The organism is Paenibacillus sp. GQ49 (assembly GCF_059759055.1).
In genome coordinates this window covers 173,859-187,007 of the sequence record NZ_JCAXEL010000007.1, presented here as the reverse complement: position 1 = coordinate 187,007, position 13,149 = coordinate 173,859, and the positions used below count along the sequence as shown (strand labels likewise).

At 45.9% G+C, this 13,149-nt stretch carries 10 protein-coding genes; all 10 read left to right on the top strand.

Annotated features, from left to right (window positions below; translation table 11 throughout):
- Positions 1-33: 33 nt before the first annotated feature.
- On the top strand, positions 34-1,191 hold the full coding sequence (locus tag AC6CIF_RS15150; protein ID WP_498200339.1) for an acyl-CoA dehydrogenase family protein: 1,158 nt from the start codon (positions 34-36) through the stop codon (positions 1,189-1,191).
- Complete coding sequence (locus AC6CIF_RS15145; RefSeq protein ID WP_076212928.1) at positions 1,188-2,213, top strand: HAD-IIIC family phosphatase; 1,026 nt, start codon at positions 1,188-1,190, stop codon at positions 2,211-2,213. Before AC6CIF_RS15150 ends, AC6CIF_RS15145 begins: the two co-directional genes overlap by 4 nt.
- 30 nt (positions 2,214-2,243) lie before the next feature.
- The gene (gene fabD, locus AC6CIF_RS15140) at positions 2,244-3,503 is read left to right on the top strand and encodes an ACP S-malonyltransferase (RefSeq protein WP_498200277.1); all 1,260 of its coding nucleotides are present in this window, start codon (positions 2,244-2,246) and stop codon (positions 3,501-3,503) included.
- A gap of 85 nt (positions 3,504-3,588) precedes the next feature.
- Positions 3,589-7,245, top strand: a complete 3,657-nt coding sequence (locus AC6CIF_RS15135; protein WP_498200276.1) for an amino acid adenylation domain-containing protein — start codon at positions 3,589-3,591, stop codon at positions 7,243-7,245.
- Positions 7,246-7,515, top strand: a complete 270-nt coding sequence (locus tag AC6CIF_RS15130; protein ID WP_498200274.1) for an acyl carrier protein — start codon at positions 7,246-7,248, stop codon at positions 7,513-7,515. It abuts the gene before it with no gap.
- Entirely contained in the window at positions 7,502-7,975 is a 474-nt protein-coding gene (locus AC6CIF_RS15125) for a hypothetical protein (protein ID WP_498200272.1), read from the top strand. The genes AC6CIF_RS15130 and AC6CIF_RS15125 overlap by 14 nt, the downstream gene beginning before the upstream one ends.
- A gap of 11 nt (positions 7,976-7,986) precedes the next feature.
- Entirely contained in the window at positions 7,987-9,732 is a 1,746-nt protein-coding gene (locus tag AC6CIF_RS15120) for an ABC transporter ATP-binding protein (RefSeq protein ID WP_498200270.1), read from the top strand.
- Entirely contained in the window at positions 9,729-11,495 is a 1,767-nt protein-coding gene (locus tag AC6CIF_RS15115) for an ABC transporter ATP-binding protein (RefSeq protein WP_498200268.1), read from the top strand. Before AC6CIF_RS15120 ends, AC6CIF_RS15115 begins: the two co-directional genes overlap by 4 nt.
- A gap of 32 nt (positions 11,496-11,527) precedes the next feature.
- Entirely contained in the window at positions 11,528-12,091 is a 564-nt protein-coding gene (locus AC6CIF_RS15110) for a beta-sandwich domain-containing protein (RefSeq protein ID WP_076212910.1), read from the top strand.
- Complete coding sequence (locus AC6CIF_RS15105) at positions 12,088-13,110, top strand: BtrH N-terminal domain-containing protein (RefSeq protein ID WP_076212907.1); 1,023 nt, start codon at positions 12,088-12,090, stop codon at positions 13,108-13,110. The genes AC6CIF_RS15110 and AC6CIF_RS15105 overlap by 4 nt, the downstream gene beginning before the upstream one ends.
- Positions 13,111-13,149 lie beyond the last annotated feature (39 nt).

Sequence of the window (13,149 nt, the reverse complement as noted above, 5' to 3'; positions counted from 1 at the left end):
CCGGTCCCATTATAGGAGGTTAACGTGTTGAAAATGGAATTGAGCGAACAGCAGTTACACTGCAAGCAGGATGCTGCATCATTTACCGATCAATATATCGTCCCGTACGCAGGCTTGCACGATAGAGAAGAACGTCTTCATCCAGAGGTGATCGACTCGCTGAAATCCTCAGGTTATCTGGGTTCTATGATTCCTCGGGAATATGGAGGTATGGGGCTTGATCCGATATCAGTTGGGGTGCTGAACGAGGAGATCGGAAGAGGATGTTCATCCGTACGAAGTCTGCTTACGGTTCACGGTATGGTTGCCATAGCCATTCAGAAGTTTGGTTCTGAAGAGATGCGTTCCTATTGGTTGCCACGTCTGGCCTCGGGTGAAGTCATTGGAGCCTTTGGTTTGAGCGAACCCGGAGTCGGTAGTGATGCCAAAAGCATCGAGACCGTAGCCGAATTCAATGGCGAAGGATATGTGTTGAACGGGAAGAAAAAGTGGATCACGATGGGTCAGCTTGCTGACCTGTTTCTCATCTTTGCCCAGGTGAATGATAAACCAACCGCGTTCCTGGTGGAACGGAACAACCCAGGATTGAAGATACAGCCGATCAACGGGATGTTGGGGGTTAAAGGCTCGATGCTGGCGGAACTGCATCTGGAGCATGTTTACGTTGAATCGGATCGTATGGTGGGGAGTTCAGGTATAGGTGTCTCTATGGTGGCCTTGCATTGCTTGGATTATGGTCGCTATACCGTAGCTTGGGGCTGTGTTGGACTGGGACAAGCCTGTCTGGATGCTTCGCTGAGTTATGCAGGCAGCCGCCGTCAGTTTGGAGTCCTCCTGCAGGAAAATCAGTTAATTCAGAAAATGCTGACGGAGATCATAGTGGATGTGAAAGCGGCGCGGCTTTTATGTTATCAATCCGGATATCTGAAAGAAGTGATGGACCCGGATTCCATTATGGAAACCTGGACGGCGAAATACTATGCGGCAGATATGGTCAACAAGGTAGCGCACCGTGCGGTACAGATTCATGGAGCCAAGGGCTGTAGTGCGGAGTATCCGGTGGAGCGATTTTACCGGGATGCTCGTGTGAATGAGATTATCGAGGGCACCACACAAATGCATGAGATGGTTATTGCTTCATATGCTGCGAGTACCTATGAATCCGTACAAGAGGAGGCTGTTCTGTCATGAAAAAAATAAAATGTGTAATCTGGGACTTGGACCATACGATTTGGAACGGAATTTTGCTGGAGGATGAACAGGTCACGCTGAAAGAAAATATTGTGGAGGTTATCTGTACTCTGGATGAACGAGGAATTCTGCAATCGATTGCCAGCCGTAACGATCATGAACTGGCGATGGCCAAGTTGGAAGAATTCGGTCTGCGCGAATATTTTATCTATCCACAAATCAATTGGAATGCCAAATCCCGATCGGTGAAAACCATCGTGGAATCCATCAATATCGGAATGGACACGATTGCTTTTATCGATGATCAGCCTTTCGAACGTGAGGAAGTATTATTCACTCACCCCGACGTCCTCTGTATCGATGCGATGGCCTATCTTGAATTAACAGATATGGATGAGATGAAGCCACGTTTCATTACCGAGGATTCTGCCTTACGCAGAAAGATGTATATGAATGATATTGCCCGCAATGAGAAGGAGGAGGAGTTCGAAGGTACTCAGGATGAATTCCTGGCCTCCCTTGGCATGATCTTCACGATCTCTGAAGTGAAGGAAGGGGATCTACAGCGTGCAGAAGAACTGACGGTCAGAACACATCAACTGAACGCCACAGGTTATACCTACTCTTACGAGGAACTCGATCAATTCCGGTATTCTCCACGCCACAAACTGCTGATTGCAGGACTGGAAGACAAGTACGGTACGTATGGCAAAATCGGCCTGGCGTTGCTCGAATTAAATGACGAAGTGTGGACACTGAAACTGCTGCTGGTGTCCTGCCGCGTCATGTCCAGAGGAGCAGGTACATTGCTGCTGCATCATGTGATGCGTATGGCTAAGGAAGCGAATGTCCGTTTGCAGGCCGAGTTTGTATCAACAGATCGAAATCGTACGATGATGATCACTTACAAATTTGCCGGATTCCGTGAGATTGAGCAGAACGGAGATTTTTATTTGTTTGAGAGTGATCTAAGCATGATCCAGGATCAGCCTGCGTATGTGTCCATGGAAGTTATCGCGTAAACCCAATCTAAGAGGCGAGGTGTTTAATCAATGGAAAAAATAGCATTTCTGTTTCCAGGGCAAGGTTCTCAATATGTAGGGATGATGAAAAACTTCTATGATCAGTACGAGATTGCAAGACAAACGTATGAAGAAGCCAACCATATTCTGGGCTTTGATTTGGCCAAATTGAGTTTTGAAGGCAGCCTTTTTGATCTGAACAAACCTTCCAATATGCAGCCGGCATTGTTGACAGCGAGTGTGGTTGCCTATCGTGTCTACATGGAGGAGATCGGGATCAACCCGCAATTCTGCGCAGGCCACAGCCTGGGTGAGTATGCAGCTCTAGCGTGCTCCGGTGCTATGACATTTGGTGATGCTGTGCGGATCACCAAGCGACGCGGGGAATTGACGGAACTTATCGCAGATGAAGCAGATGGAGCCATGACCATCATTGATGGCGCCGATGAGGAGATGATCCGCAGAGCCTGCGAGCAAGTGTCAACCGATACGGCTTGGTCTGCGATTTCCTGTTACAATGCTTCGAGCCAGTATGCCATATCCGGTCATCAGGATTCGATTGAACAAGTGGAATCCATCCTGCTGGACCAGGATGCCCAGACAACCCCGTTGATGATGAGTGCGCCGTTCCATAGCCGCTTGATGGAGTCGGCTGGTGAACAGCTTGGGGCGGAACTTGCCAATTATCGTTTCCATCCATTCAAGTGGCCTGTCGTATCCAATGTTACCGCCACGCCATACACCGAAGCCGGGCGAATTACGGGACTTCTCCAAAGGCAGCTGTCCCAGCCGGTCAAGTGGGCACAGACGATGCAATATCTCAAGAAGCATGGCGTTACGCTGACGATTGAACTTGGACCCAAAAATGTCCTGAGCGGACTGGTAGAAATGGATAAGCTCGGTATGAAATCTTTTGCCTACGGACAGAAAGAGGATCGTAAAGCACTGAAAGAGTTACTGGATCAGGCTGTTGTATCCAGACCGAGACCAACGGTAGTAACGAAATGTATGGCTGCGGCTGTAGCTACACCTAATCGGAATTGGGATCAGGAGGAATATCAAAAAGGAGTCGTTGAGCCATATAAACAGATTCAACAGCTTCAAGAGGAGCTTGAGGCGGCGGATCAGGCCCCGACTACGGAGCAGATGAAACAGTCGCTGGAATGGCTCGGAACGATATTCGAAACCAAACAAGTAGAGCAGGAAGAACGGGATGACTGGTTCCACCAGATCCTGGACGAGACGGGGCAGTATTATTTGTGGAGTGACCTGAAAGTTACTACGGCATAAACAAGCACGTGTACAACAATCAACCGGCAGGACAGGTGTGATCAACACTTGTTGTGCCGGTTTACTATGTATTCGGGGTGAGATCATGGATATCCATCTACTTAATGTTATGATGTCGAGTGATAAATTTAAGGAAGAACGAGTGTATTGGCAGAAACAACTAGATGGCGATATTCATATTGGAACGTTGTTTGATGGAATTCTGCAACCTTCGATACAGACTGGAGAACCCAACGTACAGATCCTTTCCTTATCCTTTCCAGATGAATTGTCCGCAAGATTGATCCGCATGAGTGGGGGATCAAATTTGGCGTTGTATATATTGCTCTTATCGGGATTTCAACATCTGTTGTATCGTTATCATGGACATCAAGATATGTTGCTGGGTATGCCCCTGACTCCAGAACAAGTCGAAGATTTTCGAAGTTCCCACTTGCTCGCCATTCGTGGGAAAGTAGACGAGACAGCATCGTTCAGACAATTGGTATTACATACCAAATCTGAAGTCATGTCCGCCCGAACATACTGGCATTTTCCTTACGATAAGATGGCAGAGAAGCTGGGGCGGCTTCCCGAGGAGTGCGAGTTGAAGACGGTTCTGTATATGAAAGGAATCCATGAGGAACCTATTCTGGATGAAGGAGCCCATTGTTCACTGGCGTTTGACCGGGTAGATCAACGACTTCAGATGACTCTCCGTTATGGTGCCATATCCCTTGAACCCAGCCAACCTGAGCGTTTATGTTCCCACTACATACGATTGCTGGAACAGACAACAGTCTTACCAGACCAACCGCTATCCATGAGTCAGCTCCTTTCTCTGGAAGAGGAGAATGAAATCATGGAAAGATGGAACAGGAGTCCACATTTGTTCCTGCCGGAGGCACGTTCTGTCTGTGCTCTATTTCTTGAACAAGTAATCAGAACACCCAACCAGACTGCGGTTATAGAGGGAGATCGCCAGATTTCGTATCAGTCTCTGGAGGAGCAATCCAATCAACTTGCCCGTCTCCTGATTGCTTCTGGGGTGACTGCGGAGAGTCCAGTCCCCGTTATGATGGCAGGCTCCATGGAGTTAATCATTACGATCCTGGCGGTGTTCAAGGCAGGAGGAACCTATATTCCTCTTCATCCTGAATATCCCATGGAGCGTATACGCCATATTTTAATGGAATCGGATGCCCGCATTATTCTTACGGGACTGTTGGAAACGAATGTACATCGAGCTTTAGAGGAGATGACATTGGCTATGCCTTCAGGCTCAGGCATAGAAATGATTGAGCTGGATGCTGCCCCATGGAGAGTAGAAGATGGAAGTGGTTTAAGTTTCGTACCCGATATGAATGGTCTAGCCTACATTCTGTATACGTCCGGCTCAACGGGTGAGCCCAAAGGGGTCGGAGTAGAGCAACGAAATCTGAGTGCATACGTGAACGCTTTTCAAGCCGAGTTTCAACTAAATTCAACAGACAAGGTGCTTCAACAAGCAGCGAGTACCTTTGATACTTATATGGAAGAAGTGTTTCCTTCATTAACTGCCGGGGCAACACTGGTTGTGGTTCAACGAGAACAACTGCTGGATATCCACGGACTAGTGCAGTTACTGGACAGACACAAGGTCACCCTTGTCAGCACTACACCTCATATCCTGAGGGAACTTAACCGGATGCCCAATCTTGCGAGTGTTCGCACCATTATCAGCGGTGGAGATGTATTGAAGATGGCGGATATTGGACATCTGCTCACCTATACCAATGTATACAATACGTACGGCCCCACCGAGACGACGGTATGTGCACTCTATGAGAAGCTGTCATCAGAGACTGTTGATCCGATTCCAGTGGGGCGCCCTATTCAAGGTTATTTTGTACACATTGGAGATCGTCATGGACTAATGTTGCCCATAGGCGTACCCGGAGAAATATGTATTTCGGGCAACGGGGTATCTCGCGGGTATATAGGATTGCAGGAATTGACAGATCAGAAGTTTATCGAGTCACCGTTTGTTGAAGGAGAGCGGATGTTTCGCACAGGGGATATAGGAATGTGGACAGCGGAAGGCCGCATGTTGTTTCTGGGAAGGATGGACAAGCAGGTTAAGGTCAGGGGCCATCGGATTGAATTGGCAGAAGTAGAGCGACATCTGAACCGTTACGGTCCAATTGACGAATGTGTTGTGCTGACGACCGGAGTCGAAGGTGAGAAGGTGCTGACCGCTTATATTGTGGCCGATACGGAACTGTATGTCATGGATATTCGCCAATATCTGATGTCATTGTTGCCCGAATATATGCTGCCTTCAAGATATATTCAAATATCACATATGCCGCGAACGATCCATGGGAAGATAGATACACGAGAGTTATTGAACCAGAGGCAGTCATTACATTTTGGCATGAACTATGCACCGCCCACGAATGAGCTGGAGCACCAACTGGTGCAAGTTTGGCGTACATTGCTGGAGATGGAACGGATCGGTATTGACGACGACTTCTTTCAGCTTGGCGGGCACTCCCTGCTTGTGATCCGAATGGAGGTTGAACTGGAGAATCTCGGTATTCGGGTCCTGCCTTCCATTTTGTATGACAATCCCACCATAAGGATGCTTGCAGCAGTTCTGGAAGAGAATCCCGAGCTTGCCGATTCATATGAAAGTGAAAATAACGGACAGCCATCTGGCGTTGTAAAGGTTAACAAGACGTCATCATCATTGGGTGTGGAGTATTCACAGCTAGCCCATTCCGGTGGATATCAGCCTTTTAACGAAGTCTTTTTCAAATTATGCTTCTATAACTCTTTATTTCCCATTGTATTGCAACAGAACAAAAGCATACATCCGTTTTTCATCCATCATGTGGATGAGTATCTATGGTCTGAGAATAAGCAATTTCTTGTGAATGGTTTCTTCTCCTGTCGCAAGGATACAGACATTCTGGACGATCTGGGCATTGGTTATGAAATGGTAAAAGCTAGCGAGGACATTATACAGGATGTCAGTCGAGCGGTTCTGAATGCCAAACCGGTTATTGTCTGGGTTGACGTCTATTACACATCCATACGCAATGATACGTATCTCAAAAAGCATATTCCACATACCTGGCTTGTATACGGTGCTGATCCGATCAACCAGACGTTTACCGTGATGGAGCATAAGCATCATGATAACTTGTCGTATGAAGAACGAATTGTTAGTTACCAGGATCTGTCGGATAGCTATCATGGCTATATCGAGCATTTTAATATGGAAAACCACACCTTCTATACGTTCTACAATAAGCATTATCCGGTGATACATCAAAGAGATGCCAGTTCGAAACAGTTGGAGGCTTACTGGAAGATCTATGTGGATCATATTGAAGAGCAACAGGAGCGGGTAGAGAACAGTCTGGCAAGACTGGAGGAGAGTGTGCCACAGTTTGAGGCCGTTGTTCAGGATCAACATGTGGTGTCTTCCATAGCGGAGGATTGGGTCATTTCGCTTCATAAATTGATTAGTGCCAAAAAGGCCGAGGTGTATCGTTGTGCCAATCTAACTGGCGCGGATTCCAGATTGACACATATTCGTGAGCGCATTGTCATGGAGTGGAGTGACATTCGCGCAGTTCTGACCAAGTATGTGCTTACTTCTTCATATAAACCAACATCGTTTCATAAACTCCCTGAGATATACAGAAATATAAGTGTGCTTGAACGGAAGTATTACGATGAGTTGGTTAAATCTCACATGATGGGGAGGATCTGAATGAGTGAAATCATGACATTGGAGACTCAAATAATACAGGTCATCGACAAGGTTATGGAGTATGGAACGGATATTCAGATGGATCAAGCCTGGGGGGAACTTGGAACGAATTCACTCGATTACATTAAAATTGTGGTGGAGATGGAGAAAGTATTCAACATTGAGATAGACGATGATCAATTGGCATTTGTGCAAACCGACACCATAGCCGATTTGAAGGATTACCTGGTCAGCCTCATTGAAGGAGATTCGGAACATGAGCCGGACTAAACGAATAGGACAGATCTGGTTCCGGCTTTCGATTCAATTACCCGTGGCTGCACTTATCATTATTGGATTAACTGTGACAGCATTAGTGACGTTAGCCATGCAATTCCATACGACCTCCTATCTGCGCAGTGAGACGGCAACGGCAACTGCAGGGTCTGAATCACTGCAAGGGGAGGATGTCAAAGTACACATTATAGCTGAATTTACAGAAGAGCCTATTACGGGGTTTCAGAAGGGTGACTCCTTGATCTGGTACACAGAGGAACAAGGTAAACGTTACGCTGCCCAGATCCTTGAGGTTAACCAGGACCCCACATCATCTACGACTCGAATTACAGCTGAAGGTGTATGGAATGAAGAGCTGGCCGAGCGGATGAAGTTATCCCATACAACCGAGTTCCCGATTGTTACCGAGGTACAATCCCAGAGCCAGACCGTACTTGATAGCTGGATATCCTAGAGGAGGATGGCATGGAGAATATTTCACTGAGCAAACGAATCCGTACATTCGCCAAACCCTACCGAATCAGCTTGATTACCATGTTGTTCTGCGAGCTAATCATGGTGGTGGTGGATCTGATTGGACCGCTTATTTTTGCCATCTTGATCGACGAAGTATTCTATCACCGTAATCTTCATTTCTTCGGCTATGTTATTTTGACTTATATTGCTTTGTATGTAGGTGTAAGGGCTCTAAGTTGGATCATTAAATCCATCTGGATCTACCTGAATGTTAAATTTCTATTTGATATTCGAAAAAGTTTATTTGATCGTATTCTTCATTTTAAAGCATCTTATTTTCAAAAAGCCCAGACCGGTGATCTGGTCACACGTCTAACAAGAGACACGGATTCTGTCATGCAGTTAATAGAGTTAATCATTTTTCAGATGGCAGCTCCATTTACCAAATTGCTGGTTTCGTTTGTTTTTTTATTTTATCTCAATCCGTATATCGCTCTGGCCATGATGGTGCTGGTTCCGGTTTCGGTCTGGGTATCACAGTATTTTAATCGTAAGATGACCAAGCAGCAGACCATTTTGCGTGGGAAATACGGCCATTTTGTCAGCTGGATGCTGGAGATACTTCAAGGCATGAGAGATATTCGTTTGTTGGGGAGTGGCAGAAGGGTCACTACACTGTTCACGGGACAGAGCGCAGACGTTATTCGTCTCGACAATCAGACAGAAGTCATGAAATGGATGTCTACCCGCTCTAATGCATTTATTTTTTTGCTATCAGATCTGTGTATCTATGCCATTGCGGGTGTGCTTATTGTTCAGGGACAGCTTACGGCAGGAGCCTTTGTTGCCATTATGTCGTATCTGACCAAGAATAATCAATCCATGATGATGATCTACGAGGCGGTTGTGAATCTGCCCAAGCTGACGGTACAGTCCCGCAAAGTCTTTGATCTTCTGGATGAAGAGACGGAGAGGAGCGGTGGTCAATCGGAAGTTGAGATGGAAAATGGGGAGACGTCATTCGAGCAAGTGAGATTTCGGTATGATGAACAGGGTCCCTATGTGCTGGACGGTCTCACGTTGGAGATCGGTGCTCATGAATCTGTTGCGCTTGTAGGTAAGAGTGGCTCGGGCAAAACAACGATTGTGAACATGCTGCTCGGTTTCTACACCCCGGAGGTAGGGGAGATTCGAATTGGTGGCAGGCATATAGATGACTATTCTCTGTCTCGACTGCGCAAGAGAGTAGGAATTGTGCAGCAGGAGGCCATTCTGTTCCATGAAACCATCCGTTACAATCTGATGCTTGGCAGCGCTCACGCGGATGATGATCAATTGCTGGAGGCATGTGATCAGGCCTATATTGGAGACTTTATCCGTTCTCTTCCTCAGGGTCTGGACACCGTTATTGGTGCAGGGGAAATGGAGTTCTCCGGTGGACAAAAGCAGCGTCTGTCTATTGCCCGCATTTTTCTGAAGCAACCCAAATTAATTATATTCGACGAAGCCACTTCCGCTTTGGACTATGAAGCTGAACAAGCGGTCCAGCATTCCTGGCAGAAATTGAGCAAGGATCGTGCTTCGATTGTCATCGCCCATCGCTTATCCTCCATCCTGAATGCTGATCGGGTTGCTGTTGTACATCAGGGACGCATTGTGGCTACAGGCACGCATGGATATCTGCTGGAGAATAGCGAGCACTACCGTGAGTTATTTGCAGAAGATTTCATCCGGAAGGAGGGACTGATGTCGTGACGAAGACACCGTCAACTTCCCGGTATGCACTCTTTAAACAGATTAAGCCATTTATCAAAAATGCGAATCGTCAAATCTTCATTCTAGGTACACTGAAATTGGCCTTGACTGCTATTGCGCTCATGATCCCTTATCTGTACAAGCTGCTCATTGATCATGTCATGGTTGGACGGGAGCTTGGAATGTTACCCTATATCCTTGCCGGATACCTGGGCTTATTTGCGTTGGAGACAACCGCTCTGGGTTTACAAACGCTGTTCAGTAACCGGTTATTAGGTCGGACCAAGCTCGATTTGCAGCTGAACATGTGGAAAAGATTAGTGCGAATGAAGCCAACTTTATATGAGCGCTATAGTGCGGGAGATCTGAAGAATAGGCTGGATGGAGACGTCACACTGGTTAAAGACTTTATCTTTTTGCATTTGATTGATTATACGTTCAAATGGATCAGCGTAGGGGCGTATGTGGTTATTCTGTTATCGCTGAATTGGAAGATGGCTTTGCTGGGTTTTGTTATGCTTCCCATTTCCTTTGTCATCAGTTCCCGATTGGGCAAAAAAGCCAAAGTACTGGTCTCTGAATTCCGCCAGACTACCGGAGAATATGAGACATGGATATCGAACAGCTTCAGACACTGGAAGGAAATCAAGGCACTGAATATGCAACGCAAAGAATCCATCAAGTTTGTGGGGTATTGGAAACGTTTTGGCAAAATCAAATTCCGACATCTGGCATATACGTATGCCAATGAGCTGTACTACACCTTTCAGGATGACTTTATTAATAAGATGAATCTTTATTTTATCGGCGGGTTGCTGATTTTTCAGGGAGAATTAACAATCGGGGGGCTGCTTGTTTTTCTGACATACTATCAACAGATGATTAACAACATTAATGAAATTAATGCCTCCAATGTTCAACTTCATGATGTGACACCTTCCATTGAACGGATCGTTGAATTGCTGGAACTAACCGTTGTACCACAGAGAAAGCTCGGACTACAGCCAGAGTTCCAAGGGCATCTCGAATTCAAGGATGTCTCCTTTCGTTATCAGGAGAATCAAAGTGATGTCTTGCATGAGATTAATCTGAACATCCAGCCTGGTGATTATACAGCGATCGTAGGCAGAAGTGGTTCGGGTAAGAGCACGTTAATCAAACTTATTCTAGGGCAGAATGAAACACAGCAAGGGGCTATTCTCGTTGACGGACAGCCCATTGGTGACTTGGGATCAGACTACCTTTATCAACATATAGGGGTGGTTATGCAGGAGAATACCTTGTTCAGTATGTCCCTCATGGATAATCTCAGACTCGTACAGCCACAGGCTACAGAAGAAGAGATACGAGAGGTTTGCCGCATGGCTTTGCTGGATGATTTCATTGAAGAATTGCCTGACAAGTATAATACGGTTCTGGGTGAGTCAAGTATTAAGCTGTCCGGAGGCCAGAAGCAGCGTTTGGCGCTTGCGAGGGTGCTGTTAACAAGACCCCGAATGCTTATTCTGGATGAAGCAACCTCTGCACTGGATAATGACTCGGAACGGAAAATAAATGAGGTGATCCGTAGGATCGCACAGCATATGACGGTGCTTGTGATCGCCCACCGGTATTCAGCTATTCAGGATGCCGAGCAAGTCATTGTGCTCGATCAGGGAGAGATTGTTGCTAGGGGCACTCATCTGGAACTGGCCGGGCGGCATGAGGTGTATGACACGTTGTTCAAGGAGCAGCGGCAAGGTGTCGGGTCAACTGTCACCTGACGTAAATAGAATGATTCTAGGAGGTTAATGACATGACCATCTATTGTCCACTACCTTTGGAAGAGCACTATAACAACAATGGTTTTAGCTATCTGGATACAAACCAGATAGGGAACTTCACGACCTTTGGTTCCTCATACCCTGGAGACGAACTTCCTGATCAGGAGAATGTGCAATGGCGGGATGTTCCGTTTCATTTTCCTTTACGCAGACAGGCATTTAATAATATAGAACTGGATAGCCAGCGCATTCCGGTACCATTGGATCTATATTCGACATTATATATTCTGGGTGCGGCAGATAATGGTTCATACCATGAATTCATTGATTTTGAACGAGCCGGAGAGCGGATGGGAAGAGCGTCATTGGATCTGACAAACTGGACCGAGACGAGCCCACATTATAATGAAGAAATTATGTTTCAATGTAGCGGGATGTGTACACAAAAGGGTACCTTACTGACATCCAAACAGCCTATTATTTGGTTCCAGCAGATTATGCTGGAAGAACCCATTTCATTTGACAAGATCCTATTGCCAGACAATCCATGCATGCATATCTTTGCACTAACCTTAGGGAAGGAGTGGAATATATGAATATTCAGCCAAGAGAAGCACATACAGAAGGTGAAGATTGCTTTACCCTATGTGTAAGCAGCATTCTCAACTATAAAGAAATCACGAATTTCCTGGCGGTATGGAAGCAATGCGGGATGATGTACCATGAAGACCCGGAGAGAGGCACCCCGAAACTTGTCCCTACTTATATGACTGTTGAAAATGAGTTTCAACGCATTCATCATATTGATTTGAATATCGTCAGAACAAACGAACGGACCGAGGTTATCCAGGAAATCATGACGTTGCTTCAGCAAAACGAAGCAGTCATTGTATGGGTTGATGTATTTTACATGAAGTACAATTCACTTTATCAATTACTTCATTCGTCGCATTGTATTGTCTTGTCCGACTATGCAGATGGACAGTTTGAGTTTATTGATGATTTTTATCATTTGAAAGGTAATATGGATGAACAGACGTTATTTGAAGCGCTTGATCTAGGTCAGACGCCATTAATTCGTGAGGGTACGCGTTATCGTTATGCTACATTAGATGTTGGGAATGCCGTTGAGCAGGTGAAAGAGAGAGAGTTCTACGAAATGCTTCAACAAAATCATGAAATCATGGATGGAATATCCGGGCAGCTAACCAAACAGGTTGAGTGGTATGAATTGGTTAATCCGCATGTTGGTTTGCCTGCCATTGAAAGGTATATCGACGCTACACGTCAGCATATGCAAGATTCATCCGCATTGACGGAAGAATATCTGGACAATATGTATGGCGACTTGGCGGGCATAAGTAATAACAGATATTTGTATGGCCATTTCCTAAGAGAAGGAATACCGTACAATCCGGATATTTCTCAACTGGTGGAGACGTACGAATATGCTGCGCAACGATGGAATCTCGCGGCTAATATGACATTGAAAAGTCAATACCTGGATCTGGATCGTCGACATCATATGTTAGATCGAGTGCTGGGTAAAATCGGAGAAATTATAGCTCTGGAACAAGAGGCCCATGACTTGGTCAAACATCTTGTTGCCAGTTAAGGGTATCACTAATCTTACGAAAATCAAAAAGGCCCGTAA